Below are 20,385 nucleotides of genomic sequence, written 5' to 3'. Positions count from 1 at the left end.
CGGGTGCAGCCGGCCAGCGGCCGGCTCTACCAGATCTGGGGACGGTCGCAGGTAGTGGGTGGCGGTAGTGCCGGCCGCTGGCCGGCAACCTCGAGATCGCACACGGGTGCAGCCGGCCAGCGGCCGGCTCTACCAGATCCAAGCATCATCGCAGGTGGTGGGTGGCGGTAGTGCCGGCCGCTGGCCGGCAACCTCGGGATCGCGCACGGGTGCAGCCGGCCAGCGGCCGGCTCTACCTCACCTTGGGCTCAACGCAGTGCCAGATCCACGGCGATGCCGGCAAACAGCGCGGCACCCACCCAGTTGTTGTGCAGGAACGCCTTGAAGCAGGGGCCGCGCTCGCGGTTGCGGCAGATCCAGAACTCGTACACCACCAGCGCGGTAGCCACGGCCACACCGGCCAGGTAGTACCCACCCAACCCTCCACGCACGCCGACCAGCGCCATGGTGGCCAGGAACAGCGCGTACAGCACGCCCTGGATGACCAGGTCGAGGTCGCCGAACAGGATCGCGGTGGAGTGCGAGCCCATCTTCAGGTCGTCCTCGCGGTCGACCATGGCGTACCAGGTGTCGTAGGCGGTGGACCACAGGATGTTGCCGGCGTACAGCAGCCAACCCAGCATCGGCACCTCGCCCTGCACGGCGGCGAAGGCCATCGGGATGCCCCAGCCGAACGACATGCCCAGGTAGACCTGCGGCAGGTGCGTGTAGCGCTTCAGGTACGGATAGCTGGCGGCCAGGAACACGCCGATGAAGCTGAGGCCGATGGTCAGCCCGTTCAGGGTCAGCACCAGGCCGAACGCCACCAGCATCAGCACCGCGAACAGGGCGAGCGCAGCTCGGCCGCTGATTGCGCCGGTGGCCAGCGGACGCGCCTTGGTGCGTTCCACGTGCGGGTCGAGCCAGCGGTCGGCGTAGTCGTTGATGACGCAACCGGCCGAGCGGGTCAACCACACGCCGGCGGTGAACACGAACAGCGTCCACAGCGGCGGCAGGCCGCCGGCAGCCAGCCACAACGCCCACCACGTGGGCCACAGCAGCAGCAGCGTGCCGATCGGGCGATCAGCGCGCATCAGACTCCAGTAATGCCGCCAACGCGGCGTCGCCGGCGACTGCGGCGAAGTGAGGGGGGTATCAGCCATGGCGATAGGATACTCCTGCCCCTCCGGCAGGGCTTTGCCGGTGGGGGGAGATTTGTTCGGCGAAACTGGATAGAATGCCGGTCCCGCACCGCCTCATGGCGCTGCGATGCCCGCCCCGGCACTGGCCGACGGCGCGGCAGTTCTACAACGCGCCCGTAGCTCAGCCGGATAGAGTAGTGGCTTCCGAAGCCATTGGTCGGGGGTTCGAATCCCTCCGGGCGCGCCATTTTTCCTTCATTGCCTGTACGCAGCGTCCCAACCGGGCGATGCTGCGAAGTCGCAAGGAATCCGGCTCGCCGCCAGGAATGTCAGGGAATGAACGTTGCCGAGCGATGTTCGCAACCGGCAGCGTCCTGTACCACGATGGAGTAATTCGCGCCCGCGCTGGATGCGCCGGGCAGGAACAGGCCATCACCATCGAACAGAACGCTCTGCTGTTCATCCTGCCCGATCGACACCCCGATCGCTCCCGGTGTGATTTCCTCAAGGATCACGTTGTAAGGCCGCCAGGCATCTTCGCCTGTGCACCTCATCTCTGCGCGAGCGGTCCTTGAGTTCAACCTGCGTCTCTCATCCACCCACAGCTGAAGCGGCTGACCAGCGTTGTGGCTGACCTGGAAGCGCCCATAGGTCAGCCCGTCGATGCTCTCGGTGCCGATGTAAGTGAATTGGACCGGCTGACACTTCGTCGTGCGGTTCGGATGCGCCGCACAGGATGTCAGTGCGGCCGCGAGGCAAAAGGCAGTCAGGCGCTTCATGGGTTCGAGGCCTGATGTGGGTGGTTGTCGCGGCGGAATGCGGCGGTGAGGGCAACCAGCACTACGCCCCAGAGCGGCGTGAGCAGCACGACGCTGATCACCGTCAGCGAAACCGGTACCTGCCAGAGCAGCGATGGCCTGAATCCGCTGAATCTGTAGGCTTCCAGTACAAGTACCACGACCTGGGCCAGAAGGCCCGCGAGCAGCCCCAAGCCAGCCCCCTTGGCAAGCCGCCTGAACGTCAGGCGGCCAGCGGCGGGAACCCGTGCGCCCATTCCCAGCAACAGAAGGCTGACGGCATACAGCCAGAAGAAAACCTGATGTGAGTCGAAGGCGTAAAGCGCCCTGCCCACAAAGTGCAGGAACAGCCAGAGTGCTCCACACGACACCGCGTAGGCCAGCCCGTACCGAAGAATCTGCCTCGCTTTCATCTTGTACCTCTCCGAGGCGTGCAGGCCGATCGCGTTCTGTTGTGGAGGAGCGCGGGAGCTCATGCACCTTGCCTCCTGCTTGGCGGCCTACTCACGCAGCCCATCGCGCAGCGCTCGAGAGTACTGCCTGCCCGAAGGCACTGTCGACACCGAACCGGGAAAGAAGTTCGCTGAGTACAGGATCCATGATGTTCATCGAGCTGCACGCACGGTAGACACCAACAGAGCGCTCGCAAATGAAATTCCCACTTCCCTATTCCCACCTCAGACCCACACACATAAGAATCTTCAAAGCGCTCCTGAACACCCTCCGAAGACCTTGGCAGGCCTCTTACTCAGGCTCACAGCAACCACTCGATGCACTTGCTCCCCACAACTTCCCATTACCCCGTACAAGATGAGAATTCCATTGTCATTTATGTAGCCGACAAAACTCCCGCCTCCTGCACCCGAGGCCGCTCTGACGAGATAAACAGTCTTCCCCTCTGCCGGCACTAACCCATTCAACTGTAGTGGCGCGAATTTCTCAGCCGCATCCGATGCTTGGATGATGCTCAAGTTCTGATCGAGCATCCACTGAGCAATCGATTTTTCGCTCTGCGGATTCAAGGTGGCCAAGCGGTCACTTCGAAGTGTCGTCGAGTTCCCAGGAATGATCTCATCCGATGAAACGTCCACCCAATCTGAGTTCCATTCAATGTGTTTGATCTGGCTAGTGCCACAGCCTCCGAGCAATGGAAGAAGGAGCGCAGCCACGCGTAGACTCACCATCATTTGCACCCCAACCGCTTCTTGATAGCATCCCGAACCCTATCGTCTGGAACGCCAAGATGCTCTGCCATGATGTTTCCCTCCCACCCCGGAACGGGCTTGGTAGAACGAGATGGCGCCTGCGACACCACATCGTACATATCAAAACGACCATCGTACTTGAATTTCATCAAATGCCCTGCTTCGTGCGCAGCCGTCCACTCAGTGTTTCCTGCATACCATTTACCGACACTGCCTCCAGTTACGGTCGCCCCCCTCCCCAGCGGAACCTCAACACGGTTTAACCGACCTTTCTCCGGCTGGCTAACAGTCACTGTAAATCCGGGCGCAGACCAGGTCGATTCAATTGCATTTATCATTTTTCTCAAAGTCTCAGGAGTAGCTCCCTCACCACTGAAGCGAATAGGGATGTCGATATGAACTCCACCGTCCACGCAAGTGCAATTGGCCAGCAGTCCGAGCGGATCAACCGCCTGCACTGGATCAGCTGATACATAGGAGAAGGTAGATACCCCTCCGTCGAATCCCATCGGATCACTCTGCGAATAGCGCCCCGCTGCCGGGTCATACTCCCGCTGGTAGTTGTAGAACAACCCACTCGCATCCGTGGCCTGCTGGCCCGGGAATCGTAGCGCCAGCTCGAACGCCCCACCATCCCCATCCGGATCAGCGTTCGGAATCTGGTTACCGAACACCTCGCTCTTGTTGTTCCACTCCCAGATCGCCGCATCGCGCATCGGATCGATCACCACGCGCGGCGTACTCAGATGATCCGGCTGCACGTAGGCCAGCTGCGGAACACCGGTACTCGGCACATTGATCAGCGCCACCGGATAGTTGTCCAACCAGATGGCCTGCAACTGCGCCTGCCCCGTGGCCGAGTAGTTGCACAGCCACTGCCCTGCTTCGTTATACAGGGTGATCTGAGCAGCGCCACCGGCCGGGCTGCGCAGCACGCGCTCGCCGCGATGGTTGTAACCGTAGCTCTCCAGTGCGGCATTACCCTGCTTCACCGCGTTCATGCGATTGGCATCGCTGTAGGTGAACTTCTTGCTGCCGATGCTGGTGGTGTTGCCCGCCGCGTCATGGTTGCGCGCTTCGCCGTCCACGGCGGTCAGCCCGTGGCTGGTTGCGGGATAGGTGTAGCTGGCGGTGCCTGCCGAGGTGGTCAATGCGATGCGATTGCCGGTGGCGTCATACGCATAGGTTTCAATCGGCGTGCCGGTCGCGCCGTCCTGGGTCTGGGTCAGGCGGCCCAGCGTGTCGTAGGCGTACTTGGCCAGCACCGTCGAGCATGTGCCGGTCTTCAGTTCAGAGGTCGTTGCGGCCGATTGAGTCCAAGCATGGCAATTCTACGATTCCGTACCCGCGCAACGCACCGCGTTTTTGGCGTGAATTACCATGGCAGGAGCGAGGACCAAGAGTGCGAACACTATTACAACTGTCAGGGCCAGCCACCATTTATTGCCTGTAACCGCAAGCACGAAGGGAATGCAGCGATGACGGCCAGTACATGAGCATAGAGTAGAAGAAGCACATATCTGTACAGACTCGACGCCGAATCCGCAACGCCCGCAATACTTCCGCACCGACTTGTTAAGTGAATTGAATGTAGAGAAGCTCTGTTCACGTGCCCCGCAGGAGGAGCACGTGAATGAAAGTATCGACCTCACCGGCAAACCTCCGCGCCAACTATTGCCGCCGCTGCGACAGCATCAGGATGCTGATAGGTAACTCTAAAGGATGAACATAGACAGCGAGCCGGATACCGGGATCCTTACCGCTGGTGAAAATATACAACTGACACCGAAACCCGAGGCAGCGCGGCTCAGTAGCTGTACGGGATACTTGGATGCTACTGCACTGACTGCCGTCGCGGTCTGACCAGGGGGCGAGGATACCTGGGAGAGCACGGCGTTCAGTTGAGTATGGGTACTGATTGCTTCCTGTTGAGTCCCTTGGCCCCACCAGTGTTCTCGTCCAGTGAGAGCTGCCGCACGCCACACAGGCCCGATGCGGATGTTATGGAACACACGCCGCACATGCGGCGTGTGCTACCGAACAATGGCGATCATGGAGGTAGCGTTCGAGAAGAATCAGCTCGGGTCCGACGCACGGGATGCTAGGGCAGACGGAGCAAACGTAGAGACCCGATGTGGATGGGGCTAGTTCTCCCATAGATGTGTCTTCTTGACCCGCCATACTCCTTCCTCTTTTCTCAAGAACACATCTGCGTTCTTTCCTGTCGGAGGGAATCCGATTTCCATGAAAGCAGCATCGTCATCAAAGTACAACTTCTCAATGGCAATGAATGGCGAAGTGCGATCATATGACGACGACTTTACGAACTGAAATCTCCCGCCGTTGGCTTCGCACAACGGCAATGAAGATGACGATTCATCGCCATCCCATAGAACGTTTATCCGTGAAGATCCCCATCCATCTCCTCCGTATGCAGAAAGCGCTGAATCCGAGGATGCCGCCTGGATGATTGCCACTGGATCATGACTACAGGGAGCACCTCTTTCACTGGATGACTTTGCGCATCCAAATAGGGTAAATGCAATTATCAAGCACAAGCCAACGCGAAAGAGGTTAGTGTGAAGCAGGCCTTCTGATCCCATAGACATACTCTTCATAGCTCCAACCCTCCTCGCCCTTGTACTGATTTTTGTTCCAGAAATACTCCGAGAAGTGAACCAACTCGTGCTCCAGTGTTCTTTCCAGCTTCTGCAGGAGTTCTGGGTTTCGGTCACCCGATTCGAAGCGGTCAAAATAGGTCTCATGAATAAATATCTCACCCGAGCCAGGCGCGTAACCACCATCGCCATGCCTCATGTATTTTGGCGTAATGACTGGCCCATCGCATTTCGATAGAAGCTGATCAAGATGCCCCTGTCCGATGTTTCCGTATCGCTGGAATCCATCATATTTGCGACTGGTCATTCGATCTTTCGTTCCATTCAAGAATTCCGTCGTCGCGGGGTACTTCTTGCTGACCCAGGAGTGATAGCGGAGAAGTCCTAATGGATCGACAAAGTCTAACGGATCATTTCCTGTGTACGCGTAGATTGAAGCTCCGCCTCTCAAACCGATCGGATCACTCTGCGAATACCGCCCCACCGCCGGGTCGTACTCGCGCTGGTAGTTGTAGAACAACCCACTCGAATCCGTCGCCTGCTGGCCCGGGAATCGCAGCGCCAGCTCGAGCGCCACACCATCCCCATCCGGGTCGGCACTCGGAATCTGGTTGCCGAATACCTCGCTCTTGTTGCTCCACTCCCAGATCGCGACATTCCGTACCGGATCGATCACCACGCGCGGCGTGCCCAGATGATCTGGTTGGACGTAGGCAAGTTCCGGCACGCCGGTGCCCGGCACGTTGATCAGCGCCACCGGGTGGTTATCCAGCCAGATGGCCTGCTGTTGCGCCTGCCCCGTGGCCGAGTAGTTGCCCAGCCACTGCCCGGCCTCATCGTACAGCGTGATCTGAGCTGCGCCACCGGCTGGAGTACGCAGCACGCGCTCGCCGCGATGGTTGTAACCGTAGCTTTCCAGCACGGCATCGCCCTGCTTCACCGCGTTCATGCGGTTGGCATCGCTGTAGGTGAAGGTCTTGCTGCCGATGCTGGTGGTATTGCCCGCTGCGTCATGGGTGCGCGCTTCGCCATCCACCGCAGTCAGGCGATGGCTGGTTGCGGGGTAGGTGTAGCTGGCGGTGCCTGCCGAGGTGGTCAGCGAAGCGCGATTACCGGTGGCGTCATACGCGTAGGTTTCGATCGGCGTGCCAGTCGCGCCGTCCTGGGTCTGGGTCAGGCGGCCCAGCGTGTCGCAATCGCAATTGGCCCGCGGGACAGAGCATAGCGCAATGGCTTCAGACCAACGGAAGAGGATCAGCGCATAATCCAGATCACGATCAGGGGAATCAGCGATATGAGATACACAAGGAACGAGAACCAGAACACCAAGAGGAACAACTTGCGCACTCCTGATGCGCCGTTATGAACCCGCTTCCATCCGCAGATCGGATACTTGGTTAAGAAATGATCTCGCTCCAGGATCGCAGGCCTGCCAAGGGTGTCCCACAGTTCAGGGGAATTTCTCCTTAACTCCCAAACCAGAAAAATTCGCGAAACGAAAGCTATCAACAACGTTGCGATAGCGAGCATGCAAAGGGCTTCAAAAACTGATTCTAATGACATTCGCAGTCGCTCCAGGTAACTCCATTCCCCATGAATCTGCTTCGCCCAATCAGGTAGCTCGCCGAGGCATCCCACCCCCCCTGTCCCCCAATTCCAAATGAAGATACATCGCCAATCCTCAGGGTTGACAGAGAGCCCCCCCCACCGGCCGCTGCTCCCAACGAAAGAATGGAAGAAGCTCCGAGCAATTCGCTTGGATCGACATACATCAGGTTGCCTCCAGTGAGAGTGACATTAGAGACGGTGACGGAGATGGGAGATCCAGTGCCGACGCCAACCCCAGCAAAGCCGAGTTCGACGGACGCCTGACGTCCATTGAGACATTCGGACGTAAGGGTCAGTCTTGCACCACCCACACCACCTACAATCCCTACGCCAGTGCCCGCAAACGTCATGGTTCCAGTCCATGTCGCCAATCCGAGCGGGTCCGCTTTAGCCTGTGGAGTGAGATCCGCGTAACTGAAGGTTGAGATTCCCCCATCCAACCCAATTGGATCACTCTGCGAATACCGCCCCACCGCCGGGTCGTACTCGCGCTGGTAGTTGTAGAACAACCCACTCGAATCCGTCGCCTGCTGGCCGGGGAAGCGCAACGCCAGCTCGAACACCACACCATCGCCATCGGGATCGGCACTCGGAATCTGGTTGCCGAACACCTCGCTCCTGTTGTTCCACTCCCAGATCGCGACATCACTCACCGGATCAATCACCACGCGCGGTGTGCCCAGATGATCCGGCTGCACGTAGGCCAGTTCCGGCACGCCGGTATCCGGCACATTGATCAGCGCCACCGGGTAGTTGTCCAGCCAGATGGCCTGCTGCTGCGCCAGCCCCGTGGCCGAGTAGTTGCCCAGCCACTGCCCTGCTTCGTCGTACAAGGTGATCTGCGCTGCGCCGCCGGCCGGGGTACGCAGAACGCGTTCACCGCGGTGGTTGTAACCGTAGCTTTCCAGTACGGCATTGCCCTGCTTCACCGCGTTCATGCGGTTGGCATCGTTGTAGATGAACGTCTTGCCGCCGATGCTGGTGGTGTTGCCCACCGCGTCATGGTTGCGCGTTTCACCATCCACTGCAGTCAAGCGATGGCTGGTTGCTGGATAGGTGTAGCTGGCGGTGCCTGTCGAGGTGATCAGCGCGGTCCGATTGCCAGTGGCGTCATAGGCATAGGTCTCAATCGGTGTGCCAGTTGCGCCGTCCTGGGTCTGGGTCAAGCGGCCCAGAGCGTCGTAGGCGTACTTTGCCAGCACCGTCTAACCTGCGCCGTTCTTCAGCTCGGTGATCGACCCGACCGGGTCGTAGCCATAGCCCAGCGACAGGCCACCTGCGGCCGAGTCATGTACCGCCTGCGGGCGGTAATCCAGATCCAACGGACGCTGCAGCTGGCGGCCGTTGCCGTAGGTCCAGCCGGTCGCCGGGCCGAAGGCCGCACAGGTCACGTTGTTCACCACGATCTGCCGTACCTGGCCGGGGCGGGTCAGGCCGATCTGGCTGATGCAGCCTTGGGTATCGCGCACGTAGTCGGCCACGCTGCCGTCGGGGTAGGTCAACGCAGTCAGGCGACCCGACTTGCTGTAGGCATAGCGCAGTGTGCTGGCCACACCATTGACGGTCTGCACCTTGCGGGTGACCTGGCCGAAGCGGTCGTGGCAGTACTGGGTGCTGCCATTGGCGTGCAGCACCTGCCCCAGGCGCCCCTTGGCAAAGCGCTCGTCGGCGGTACACGCGGCAGGCGCCACGTCGTAGCTGTAGCCCACGTCCAGATTGGGGTCCGGGTAGGCGATGCCGATCAGGCGGTTGAGTGCATCGTAGTGATAGGTGGCGGTGATGCCGCGTGCATCGGTGGCCGTCTTGCGGTTGCCGGCGGCGTCCACGGTGAAGCTGCTGGCGCCACTGTCCGGGCTGACCTGCCCGGTCAGATCACCGAACCCGTTGTAGGCATAGGTCGTATGCAGGCCTTTCGGGTCGGTGACCTGGGTGACCTGGTCCAGCGCGTTGTACTGGCTGCGGATCTCCGCCGCCACGCCGCCGACATCCTGCAGGGTCTGCGCCAGGCGGTTGAGCGGGTCGTACTGCTGGCTGGTCACGCGCTGCAGTGCGTCGGTGATCGTCTGCGGGTTGCCGTTGGCATCGTAGGCAAAGCCGGTGGCGTGGTTGCCCGCATCCTTCAGCGCGGTCAGCTGGCCAAGCGTGTTGAACGTCCGCGCCAGGGTGCGACGCAGCGTGCCGCCAGTATCCAGCGTGTCTTCCTTGAGGCGGTTGCCGGCATTGTCCAGCGTGTAGTGGATGGTGTTGCCAGCGCTGTCGGCGATATCCGTCAGCCGCTGCGCGGCGTCGTAGACGTAGGTGACGCTGCTGCCGTCGGGCTCGGTGACCTGCTGCACTTGGCCGGTCGGCCAGTAGCTGATCTGGGTAGCCCGGTCCTCGGCTGTGGTGGCACCGCGCACGGTGATCGAGGTCGGCCAGCCGCGGGGATGGTAGGTGTAATCAGTTACCACGCCGTTGGCGTCCTTGACCGACAACGGCCGCCCGAACGCGTCGTAGGCCAAGGTCTCGACCGTCTGGCCCAGCGCATTGGTCACGCTGCGCAGGTCGCCCTTGCGATAGCTGCAGGCACCATTGGCCGCGCACCCCGCGTCATCCGCGGTGTAGTAGGCATAGGTGGAGACATCCGCCACATCACTACGCGGGCCATCCACGCTACGCAGCAGTCCCATCAGCGGGCACTCCGGGCCCTCTGCCTCACAGTAGGTCTGCGTGGTGACGCGGGTGTCACCGGTCACCATGTCGCGCACGGCGATGGTGGTCGGCTGGAGGCGTGCATTGCGCACGATGCGGATCTCACGGTTACCGACGGTCTGCTGCACCAGCCGATTGCTGTCCATGGCCACGCGCATTTCGCTGACGCGCTGGTCCGGAGTACCGGCCGCTTCGGTGGTGGTGGTCACGCTGATGGCGCCTGTGGCAGCATCGCTGGCCTCGGAATAGGCATACTGGGTGACAACGCCTCGGCGATCGGTCACCGACTGCAGCCGGCGCCGGAAATCGGTGCCCTCGGGCAGATAGGTGCGACTGATGCTGCCGTTGCTCTCGGTGACGCCGTTGACCTTGCGCGGAAGGCCGCTGGCGCCGCTGGCGGTCAATGCGTAGGTGCTCTGCTTGCCCAGTGCGTCGGTGACGATCGTGGTGCCTGCCAGGGTGTACTCCAGGCGCACGCCATCAATGCCCACGTCGGCCTGACTGCAATCGCCGGAATGGCGGCTGCAGGTGACCCGCCCCTTGGCGTCGTAGCCGTACCAGCTGTAACGCTGGTTGCCCTCGGCGGTAATGCCGGTCAGGTAGCCCGGGAAGCGGGCGTCCTCATAGTGATACGTGCGGCTGGCACCGTCTGCGTAGGTCGCACTGATCAATTCCCCGGCCGGGGAATAGGCGTAGCTCACCACGGGCTGGCCGGCGATCACCAGGGCCGAGATCAGCGAATCGTCACCCGGCGCGAGATACTGGACGTCCACGCGCCGGCCGGTTGAATGGGTGATGCTGAGCAGGCAGCCATGGCTGTCGCGTGCATAGGTTAGCGAGGTTCCGTCTTCGAAATCGCGGCGCTGCATAAGGCCGCCGGCATCGAACTGAATGCGCTCCTGAGCCCGCGACAACAACCATAGGCTCCCCTGTTGAGCCACGCGGTCCCCACTGCCATCCATTGCCTCATACACCGCTCCCACCTTCTTGAAGGCGAGCTGGCCACCCTCAGCGTCAATCAAACCCACCTGGACTTCCGAACTCGGCGGATAGCCCGTGTCATCAATGCCGAGCGTCAGGTGAATATTGTGCGAGTGCGTCCAACCTTGGCCAATGGCTCCGCCGCTGGTGCTGGTCAAGGAATGATACTGGCGATCGAAGCGGACCCACCCGAAATCAAGGTCCGCTTCCGGCTGAGACTTGTCGCCGGTGGTAGGGTCGCATGGATTACCGACTTTGCACTGCTGCGGCGGCAGCGGAGAAGTCCAGTAGGCCAGCAGCATTGCCATGTTTGGGTCGTCCTGCTGGATCAGGGCGCACATGCCCAGGTTATCGTCCCACATCATCATGGGGCGATTCATGCATTTTGCGGTTCTACTCCGAGATGCATTTTGCCAGAAGACCGTCTGCCTGCAGGAATTAATGCCCTCGAAATAAGTGTTCTTAGCGAATTTGTAGCGCTTGCTTTCGTTGATGACGCTACCGTCATCTCCCACTCCAAGCCCGCCAACCTCCTCCCAGGCCTCTTCAGTCATGACGGTGGCAGCGCACCGCGGATCGCTCGCATTCTTCGACAGGAACATGCTGCGGACGGCATCCTCCGTGGCGTACTTCTGATGGTTCTGCTCATACACCCAATCCGTGGTGACGATCTTCTCGGGCTTGACGCGATAGTCATAGATCGTCTTGTTAGGAAGGGCCCTCTGGCGCTTGACCTCCCAAACGAAAGGCTTATCGACCTCATACTCGGCGAAGAAGGCCCGTATGTCTTTCTGGACAGCCGCCTCCGTGGAACGGGGCTCTCCCATCGAGAAGTAGCTTTCCCATTTCTTCTCGATCTCCTGCGCCTGCACGCTGGACGTCGAGCACGCCAGCACGAACAGCGCAAGACTGATGAGCGAAGTGCCAGAGTTTGCCTTCAACATCCCTGTTCTCCTTCCTGGACGGACACAGCGCCGGCGGGAACGAGAACGTGGGCAGCAACCTCCTCACGTCATGCTTCGGATCGTCCCTGGTCCGGAATGCGGCGTGGCCGCATGGGGACGTTATCTCCGATGTGGTTTACACATTCAAGTCAAAAAACTGTGGAATGAGTCGAATTTCAGAACTTTCTGATGCGGGGGGGGGGGGCGTGTCGGAAATGCAGCCAAGCGTGGGCTCGGCTCTACAAGGCGAATGCCCCAGAAACAGAAACGCCGGGCATCGCCCGGCGTTTCCGTCACCGCATGGAAGGGGTAAATCTCAGTACTTCCCATCAAACGCAAAGATCGGCTTGCGCTGCTTCCACGCGCCAGCGGTGAAGTCCGGGAACTCCAGCGTCTGGAAGCTGTTGGCGATCGACTGCTCGCTCAGCGGGGTGATCGCGCTCCAGGTCACTGCGTCGTAGATGTCGATCGGCATCGGAGCCTTCGCCTTCAGCGCTTCAACAAAGGCATGGATGACGAACCAGTCCATGCCACCATGCCCTGCACTCGCGGCGGTGTCGGCGTTCTGCTTCCACAGCGGGTGCTCGTACTCGTCCTGGTACTTCTTGAACTCTTCCCACTGGTGCGGCGGGCTGCGGCCTTCGATGTGGATCGAATGGTTCACGTCCATCCAGAGGCCCTTGGTGCCCTGCACGCGGAAGCCCATCGAGTACGGGCGCGGCAGCGAAGTGTCGTGCTGCAGCAGGATGGTCTCGCCGTTCTCGCAGGCCAGCGTGGTGGTGACGATGTCGCCCAGCTTGAACTTCACCTTGGTGCTGGGGTGGGTGGTGCCACCACTCTTGGCAACGGTGTACTCGTGCAGGCCACGCGCCTTGGTCGCGAAGGCATTGATATGGGTGAAGCGGTTGCCACGGTTGATGCCGGTGTACATCGCGCACGGGCCGATGCCGTGGCTGGGGTACAGCTCGCCGTTGCGTTCCACCGAATGCTCGGTGCGCCAGCGTGCTTCGCTCCAGCCCTTGGGGCCGAATTCCACGCCGCTGTCGTAGGGCTGGTTCGGGTCGCCGGAATTGAACTTCACCCCGCGCAGGTCATGCTGGTAGCCGGCCTGCAGATGCACCAGCTCGCCGAACAGGCCCTGGCGCACCATCTGCAGCGCGGCCATCACGTCGCGGCGGTAACAGACGTTCTCCAGCAGCATGTACGGGGTGCCCGTGCTCAGCTGGGTCTTCAGCACGTCCCAGTGGTCCTGCAGGGTGATGCCGGCCACCACTTCGCAGCCCACGGCCACGCCGGCCTGCATGGCGGCGATCGCCATCGGTGCGTGGTACTCCCACGGCGTGGCGATGATCACGCCATCAATGCCCTTCTGTTCCAGCAGGCGCTTCCAGGCATTGGTGTCGCGATCCTGTCCGTAGGTCTTCGGTGCCGGCTTGCCGGCCTTGGCCACCATGTCCATGGCGCGACCGAGCATGATCGGTTCGATGTCGCACAGCGCGACCACCTCGACATCGTCGCGGCGCACCAGCTCCTTCAGCAGCACAAGGCCACGCATGCCGGTACCGATCATGGCCAGGCGCACCTTGCGCCCGCGTGCCCACGCCGGGGTCTGCGGCAGCAGGCTGCTGGCGGCGACAGCGGCACTGGCCGCGATGAATTCCCTACGCTTCATGGCAAACATCTCTCCTCTTGGCAGCGAGCCGGCCGTAGCCGGCCCGCCGGGTCACGCAAACGGAATTACTTGAAACGGTAGCCGATGGTCACACTGTAACCACGACCGAAGATGGTGGCGTAGTCACTGGAGTCACCCAGGAAGCTGTTCGGATCGTAGAACGGCAGGCGGTTGAACAGGTTCTTGACGGTGAAGCTCAGGTTCCACGCGTCATCCGGGCGCCAGGTGACGCTCATGTTGGCAGTCCACCACGACGGCGCACCATCGCACTTGCTCTTCTGCAGGGCCAGGTAGCCGCCGGTGCAGGTTTCCTTGTTGTTGCTCACCTCATCAACCTGGTCGGTGGCCCACTTGGTGCCGCCCACGTAGTTGACGAACATGCTGGTGGTCACCTGCTTGTAGGTCCAGTCGGCATTGAGCGTGGCACGCAGGCGCGGGTTGTTGTAGTAGCCGACCACGTCGCCGTAGTACCAGCCGTTCTCCGCGTCCATGTAGAAGCGGTTGCGGTTGGCGATGGTGGCGGCCAGGCCGATATTCAGGTTGCCCCAGTCGCCCAGCGAGAAGCGGCTGCGCGCATCGATGTCGAAGCCGTCGATCAGGGTCTTGCCACGGTTCTTGTACTGGCCCACCACGCTGGCCACGTTGCCGGCCGAATAGCCCGGCAGCACCGACGGGCAGCTCACGCCACTGGCCGGGTCGGCACACATGGCCGCCAGCTGCGCCAGGTTGGCGCGGTCGCTGTCGGTGATCGGCGAGCGCGACATCGAGATGATGTCTTCCATGCGGCGATAGTCCGGCGCGACGATTTCGTTGTTGCGGTAGATGAACCAGTAGTCGGCCGACACCGACAGCCAGCTCGCCGGCTCGTAGACGAAGCCGAGGGTGGCGATCTTCGCCTTCTCCGGCTTCAGGTCCTTGTTCGGCTGTGTCATGCGGGCCACGGTGCGGCTGCAGTCGACGTTCAGCATGTTCTTGCCCAGGTCGACATCACCCGGCCGCTGCGACTTCAGCAACAGGTTGGCGATGGCGTTGGTCTCGTTGCAGCGCAGCTCGTCGCGGAAGCCGCCCAGCTGCGCGAACACGCCGCCATTGCCGGACTCGGCCAGGCTCGGTGCACGGAAGCCGGTGGAGTAGGTACCGCGCAGCATCAGCTGGTCGAACGCCTGGTACTTGAAGCCGATCTTCGGTGCCACGTTGGCGCTGAAGTTCGGGTACTTGTCCACGCGCACCGCCGCATCCAGTTCCAGCTTGTCGGTGATCGGCGCCACGGTTTCGGCGAACAGCGCGTAGGTGTTGCGCTTGCCGTCGAACCAGGAACCGCCCTGCTGGGTGATCAGACCGTTGGCGGCGTCGGCGTTGCCAGGAGTGTAGAAGGTTTCGCGGCTGGCGTTGAAGCCGAATGCCGCCCGCATCTCACCGGCCGGCAGCTGGAACAGCGGGCCTTCGATCTTGCCGTCGAGGGTGTGCAGGCGGGTCCACGACTGGATGTCGAAGGTCGGGAACGCTTCACGGATCAGCGCGGCGTTGGCTTCGCTGATCTCGCCGAACTTGTACGCCGGATGGTCGGAGATGATCACGCGGCCGGTGCCCGGATCGATCGTGTACGGGCCGAAGGCCTTCTCGAAGCCCTTGGTGTTGACGTTGATCGTCTGGTAGGTGGTGGAGTGGGTGCCGGCGCTGGCGAACGCGGTTTCCCAGTTCCAGTCGCCCCGGTTGCCACGCGCACCGGCCAGCACGCGGTAGCTCTTGTCGGTATTGCGCTGGCCGAAATAGTTCGGGCCGGCATCCTGCAGCAGGTAGTTCAGGCCGACCACACCGCCCATCATCGCCTTCATCTGCGGGCTGGCGTGGTTGTATTCGTTGTTCGGGCCCAGGAACGGGTACAGGAACTGGTTGACGGTGTTGCCGGTATTGCGCGAGAACCAGCTGGTCGGGTTGCCGGTGGTGGTGCCGTAGGTGCGCGGCGTGCCGCCGTTGGCGCGCAGGTCGATGTCGGTGTAGGTCGCCTCGGCGAAGATCTCGGTGCTGTCACCGACCAGGAAGGTGCCGTTGAGGTAGGCGGTGTTGCGCTCGGACTTGGCACCGGCGTCGATCTCGTTGTTCATCCAGGTTTCCCAGACGCAACGCGGACCGGCCGCTTCACTGGTCAGCACGTTCCTGCAACCCGGCGCAGCTTCCTGCACACGGCGGCCGGTGACTGGATCGAAGGCGAAGTAAGTGCCCGGATTGAATTCACCCGGCTTGCTGCCCACGCCCAGGCGCAGGTTGTTGAGGTAGTTCGGATTGTTGACGTAGTACTGGTCGGGCCGCTTGTCGTAGAAATCGCTCAGCGGGATCGCGTCGCGGCGGTACATGTTCACCGCGCCGTAGATGTTGAAGCGGTTCTCGGCCAGGTCACCGAAGCCGGCGGTGATGCTGGCCTGGCGTTCGCCGTAGGAGTCGATGCGCGAAGAGGTGTCGTTGGTGAAGCTGACCTCGGCCCCCTGGAAGTTGCGCTTGGTGATCACGTTGATCACGCCGGCCACCGCGTCGGTGCCGTACACCGCCGAGGCGCCGTCGGTCAGCACTTCCATGCGCTCGATGGCCGCGGCCGGAATCGCATCGATGTTGACGAACTGGGTCTGGAAGCCGGCCGGTGCACCGTAGTACGACAGGCGGCGACCGTTCAGCAGCACCAGCGTGCCCTGGGCACCGAGGCCACGCAGATTGGCCTGCGAGGCACCATCGGAACCGGTGAACAGCGAACGCGCGTCCTGCTGCGCCGGGCGGGCGGCCGGCAGGTTGTCGAGCACCTGCAGCAGCGTGCGCGCACCCATGTTCTGGATATCCTGCTTGCTGATCACCTGCACCGGCGAGGCGGTTTCAACGTCGGTGCGGCGGATGTTGGAACCGGTGACCTCGATGCGGGCCAGGTCGGTGGCCTTGTCCTTGCTCTCCTGGGCGAAGGCAGGAACGGCGACCGACAGCAGCACGCCGGCGATGGCCAGCGACAGCGGAACGATCGAACGACAGGGGGGGCGGTGGTGGCGGGCGGGCAACATCGGGGTTCTCTCCTGGCAGGGGTGCAGCGCAATAAGTGAGCGCGTGGGCGTTCGGCGGGCAAAACGCTCCCGGGCCACGGCCACGAGGGCCGTAGTCGGAATGGGCGGGGGGAGGAGCGGTGTTACGAGGGGGTCATGGGGCGACGATGCTGGCGGAGTCGCCCTCCTGGCCGATCAGTACGGCATTGGCCCAGTTGGCGCAGACCTGGGCGGGTTGACTGCCCTGCGCACCCAGCGTGCGCAGGCTCAGGGTGGAAAGGCCTCGGATGTCCAGCTCCGGCTTGACCACGCCGGGTGCCTTCACCAGGCCGCTGTCATACAACAGGCGGTTGTCACCCCAGACCTGGAACTGCAGGCCACCGGCGGTGCGGCAGGCGTCGTCGATGCCGAGGTCGGCACGCAGCAGGTGCCAGCCACCCTGCAGGCGCAGGTCGATGCGGCTGTTGGCGCCGACGCCCAGGCCACGGCGGAACTGCAGGCCGTTCATGCGCATGCCGGCGTCGCCACGGAAGGACTGGTCGGTGCGCACCTGGCTGGCCAGCGCGGCCGGCACCGGCAGCTCGGAGAGATAGCGCTGCCGGGCCGGTCGCTCCGGTTCCTGGTGTTCGAGGATGTGGAAGGTGGACAGGGCGATCGGGCCGACGTCGCGTGGCTGCAGTGCATCGAATGCGCGGGCGCTGCCCTGTGCGGCGGTGACCATCGGGTCGGTGCTGCTGGCGCCGTCGCCTTCGGGGTTCTGCACGCTCAGCACGCGGAAGCGCAGCAGGCGCCCGGCATGGGCCGGGAACGCGATGCGCTGCACGCCCTCCTTCAACTGCAGGCGGCCACGTGCGATCGGCTCGCCCCACTCGCCATTGCTGTCGCCCAGGTACACCTCGTAGTCGCGCACCTGGCCGTGCTTCCAGTTCTTGTCGTTGCGCGGCGCGATGTCGATGCCGTCGATCATCCTGCGCTCACCGAAGCCGATCACCCACTCATGCGCACCGGTGCGCACGGCCTGGTTGCGCACACTGCGGAACCAGGTGGCCGGATCGTCGTCGAGGGCATTTTCCAGCGCATGGCCAGGCTCTTCGGCCGGGCGGTTGACCACCAGCAGGCTGTCGGCCGGCAGTTCGCGGCCCAGCACCGGCGCAGCCGGATAGGCATCGTCGGCGGCCGCAGCGGCCACCGCGAAGTCCAGCTGCAGCTGCAGCGGCTGGCGGATGTCCTGGTTAGCGGTACGCACGTGCAGCGTGCCACGGCGCTCCTTGGCATCGAAGTACCAGCCTTCAGCCGCACCGTTGAACGCCGCCGCATCGGCCAGCGCCGGCAACGCGCGGCCACCGGCCTGCACCGCACGCGGCGCCTGGCGGCTGAGCACGCGCAGGCCATAACGGCGCTGCGCCAGCTGGCCGTTGTACTGCCCCTGCACCGGATCGATCTGCACCTGCACCGGGCCACTGCCCTGCACCGGCGCCTGCACTCGGATCTGCTGCGTGCTCGACTCACCCTGCTGGTAGCGGCGCGTGTTGCCATCGTCTTCGTACAGCGTGTACTGCGACTCGCCCTGCGGGTACAGGTCGAACGTCACTTCATCCAGCGGCTTCTCGCCGTCGAACAGCATCGACGGGTACATCGGCAGGATCGCACCGGCACGCACGAACACCGGCAACGTGGCCAGGTCCACCAGGCGGTCGAGCTGGCGGCCGTCGGCGCCGGCCTGCACGCGGCGGCCATCCCAGTAGTCGATCCAGCCGCCGGCCGGCAGGTGGATGTCGCGGCGCCAGCCACGGCTGGCGGCCTGGCTGCGGTACACCGGCGCCACCAGCAGGTCGCGGCCAAGCAGGAACTGGTACTTGTAGGTTTCATCCTGCGCATGCGGGTCGCGCGGGTTGTCCCACATCAGGCCGCGCACCGGCGGTGCACCGGTCTGCGCGGCCTCGTGCACCAGCCCGTACATGTACGGGGTCAGGCGCATCTTCAACTTCAGGTAATCGCGGTTGATGCTGCGATAGGGCTCGTCGTACCACCAGGGGTGCTTGCGTGCGTTCGACGACCAGCCGCTCATGCCCATCAGCACCGGGGTGAAGGCTTTCCACTGCAGGTCGCGGGTGAAGGTTTCGGCGCTGCCGCCGAAGATCGCATCCACATCGCCACTGGCGTAGGCCATGCCGGACAGGCCCGAACCGACCAGGGTCGGCACGTGCCAGCGGATGTAATCCCAACTGCTGCTCTGGTCGCCGGTCCACGCTACGGCGTAGCGCTGGATGCCGGCCCAGCCCATCACCGTCCACAGGAACGGGCGCGAATCGGAATTGTCGAGGATGCCGTTGAACGCCTGACGGTTGGCGTCCATCGCGAACTGGTAGCCCTTGCCGGTCCAGGCCACGTCCAGCTTCTGCACGCGGCTGCCGGCCTTGCCCACTTCCCAGGCGATCTTGTCGACGCCGTTCTCGGTCCACAGGCCGGTGCGGAAGCCGTACTTGGCCAAGCCCTGCACGGTTTCCGGCAGCTTCTTGTAACCGCAGCCGTAGCCATCGTTGGGCAGGATCCAGCCACCGGGCATGTCGTGGGCGCGGTACTGCTTGGCCACCGAGTCGATCACATCCGGCGTGGTGCCGGTCGGGCCGTCACTCCAGCCTTCGGGCACGGTGCCGGGCTTCTTGGCATTGTCACCGTCGTTGTAGCAATCGGCATCGCCGTAGGACAGCGCCCAGCGCGCGACCATGTTCGGGCGGCCGGTCAGCTGGGTGTAGCGCTCGATCAGTTTCGGCAGGTCGGCGCCGACGAAGTAATAGGCATCGAAGCGGTCTTCGCGGTGCAGCAGCGTGGCCTGGTCGGCCTCGCGCAGATCGTAGCTGCCATCGCTCCAGGTGTTGCGCAGCATGCCCCAGCCACGGCTGCTAAGCAGCATCGGTGCAGGGCTGGGGCGGTCGCCCTCTTCCCAGCCGCCGGAGTAGGACACGTCCAGCTCGCGGCCCTTGAACTGGTAACGGCCGTTCTGCTGGCCGCCACCGAAGTAGCCCTCATCAGCCTGCGAGGACAGCACCTGCACGCTCTGCGTGGCATCCAGGTCCAGCGGCTGCAGTTCCTGCCACAGCGCGGTGGGCTGGCCGTTGTCCAGGCGTTCCAGGCGCATGCGCAGCGGCTGCCGCTGTACATGCAGGACCAGTGCATCGGTGCGCACGCGGATTTCCTGTGCGTCTTCTTCCAGCTGCGCCTTCACGTTCGCCTTGGGCTGCGGCAGCACGATCGGTGCGGCCTTGTCGCCGGCACCGGTCAGCTTGCCGTTGCGGCCGGCCTGCACGCGGATGATGTCGGTGGCCGGCAGTTCGATGCGGATGCGCGCGCCTTTGTCGGTCTGCAGGTCCCAGCCCTGCACGCCGTCGCCGCTGGCGCTGGCGGCGACCGAACGCAGGTTGCCGACCGGCTCGGCCTGGGCCGGCATGGACGCCAGCATCAATGCCGGCAACAGGGCCAGCATCAGCGGCGAGCGACGAACGCAGTTTTCCACGCGGACTCCCAACCCGTTCACCGGGCGTTTCGAAAGCGATTGGGCCGACTCTAGGGCAGCGATTCGAAAGATGTCAACAAATTGAAAGGAAAAAGGAAGATATATTCCATTGAAACGAAAGTTGCTGCGCCGCAATACTTTGTGTAATCGCTTGCAGACGCCTGTTAAGCATTGTGCGATACGGCATCCGGCGGATTCTTGCGTTTTCCGACGT

The 20,385-nt window shown here is 62.8% G+C and carries 8 protein-coding genes, 1 tRNA gene and 3 pseudogenes; 1 reads left to right on the top strand and 11 read right to left on the bottom strand.

All coding sequences use genetic code 11. The features are described from left to right. Window positions 1-248: 248 nt before the first annotated feature. Window positions 249-1,142 carry a 4-hydroxybenzoate octaprenyltransferase gene (ubiA, locus tag AC5P60_RS07060; RefSeq protein WP_005411493.1) on the bottom strand — a complete coding sequence of 298 codons (894 nt, stop codon included), beginning with the start codon at window positions 1,140-1,142 and terminating at the stop codon, window positions 249-251. Window positions 1,143-1,291: 149 nt separating this feature from the next. Here ubiA and AC5P60_RS07055 point away from each other — a divergent pair. Next, a tRNA-Arg gene (locus AC5P60_RS07055) sits at window positions 1,292-1,368 on the top strand. A gap of 82 nt (window positions 1,369-1,450) precedes the next feature. On the opposite strand, the gene AC5P60_RS07050 is transcribed toward AC5P60_RS07055, so the two are convergent. The 10 genes and pseudogenes from AC5P60_RS07050 to AC5P60_RS07005 all read right to left on the bottom strand — a co-directional run bounded on the left by AC5P60_RS07050 (window position 1,451) and on the right by AC5P60_RS07005 (window position 20,171). Beyond that, window positions 1,451-1,900, bottom strand: a complete 450-nt coding sequence (locus AC5P60_RS07050) for a hypothetical protein (protein WP_049453480.1) — start codon at window positions 1,898-1,900, stop codon at window positions 1,451-1,453. Continuing rightward, on the bottom strand, window positions 1,897-2,394 hold the full coding sequence (locus AC5P60_RS07045; RefSeq protein ID WP_224481903.1) for a hypothetical protein: 498 nt from the start codon (window positions 2,392-2,394) through the stop codon (window positions 1,897-1,899). Before AC5P60_RS07045 ends, AC5P60_RS07050 begins: the two co-directional genes overlap by 4 nt. A 225-nt stretch (window positions 2,395-2,619) precedes the next feature. Next, window positions 2,620-3,087, bottom strand: a complete 468-nt coding sequence (locus AC5P60_RS07040; RefSeq protein WP_483693368.1) for a hypothetical protein — start codon at window positions 3,085-3,087, stop codon at window positions 2,620-2,622. A 14-nt stretch (window positions 3,088-3,101) separates the two neighbouring features. Further along, a pseudogene (locus AC5P60_RS07035) lies at window positions 3,102-4,418 on the bottom strand (RHS repeat domain-containing protein); the annotation flags it as partial. Between the two features lie 1,279 nt (window positions 4,419-5,697). After that, window positions 5,698-6,933, bottom strand: a pseudogene (locus AC5P60_RS07030) (RHS repeat-associated core domain-containing protein); the annotation flags it as partial. Window positions 6,934-6,995: 62 nt separating this feature from the next. Beyond that, window positions 6,996-7,271 (bottom strand): hypothetical protein, encoded by a 276-nt coding sequence (locus tag AC5P60_RS07025; RefSeq protein WP_049418016.1) that lies wholly within the window; start codon window positions 7,269-7,271, stop codon window positions 6,996-6,998. Window positions 7,272-7,294: 23 nt separating this feature from the next. Continuing rightward, a pseudogene (locus AC5P60_RS07020) lies at window positions 7,295-11,965 on the bottom strand (RHS repeat-associated core domain-containing protein). Between the two features lie 316 nt (window positions 11,966-12,281). Beyond that, entirely contained in the window at window positions 12,282-13,637 is a 1,356-nt protein-coding gene (locus AC5P60_RS07015) for a Gfo/Idh/MocA family protein (protein WP_005411496.1), read from the bottom strand. Between the two features lie 65 nt (window positions 13,638-13,702). Next, on the bottom strand, window positions 13,703-16,678 hold the full coding sequence (locus tag AC5P60_RS07010) for a TonB-dependent receptor (protein ID WP_483693369.1): 2,976 nt from the start codon (window positions 16,676-16,678) through the stop codon (window positions 13,703-13,705). A gap of 133 nt (window positions 16,679-16,811) precedes the next feature. After that, window positions 16,812-20,171, bottom strand: coding sequence for a TIM-barrel domain-containing protein (locus tag AC5P60_RS07005; RefSeq protein WP_483693370.1), 3,360 nt, complete (start codon window positions 20,169-20,171; stop codon window positions 16,812-16,814). Window positions 20,172-20,385: the final 214 nt, after the last annotated feature.

Source organism: Stenotrophomonas sp. YJH_SMC_120 (assembly GCF_059368675.1).
Note: the sequence above shows the minus strand (reverse complement) of the source record. Positions and strands in the feature narration are given on the sequence as shown.

Coding starts and splice junctions, on each gene's coding strand:
- ubiA (WP_005411493.1), bottom strand. CDS start 1,142: ATGGCTGATACCCCCCTCACTTCGCCGCAGTCGCCGGCGACGCCGCGT.
- AC5P60_RS07050 (WP_049453480.1), bottom strand. CDS start 1,900: ATGAAGCGCCTGACTGCCTTTTGCCTCGCGGCCGCACTGACATCCTGT.
- AC5P60_RS07045 (WP_224481903.1), bottom strand. CDS start 2,394: ATGAGCTCCCGCGCTCCTCCACAACAGAACGCGATCGGCCTGCACGCC.
- AC5P60_RS07025 (WP_049418016.1), bottom strand. CDS start 7,271: ATGCTCGCTATCGCAACGTTGTTGATAGCTTTCGTTTCGCGAATTTTT.
- AC5P60_RS07015 (WP_005411496.1), bottom strand. CDS start 13,637: ATGAAGCGTAGGGAATTCATCGCGGCCAGTGCCGCTGTCGCCGCCAGC.
- AC5P60_RS07010 (WP_483693369.1), bottom strand. CDS start 16,678: ATGTTGCCCGCCCGCCACCACCGCCCCCCCTGTCGTTCGATCGTTCCG.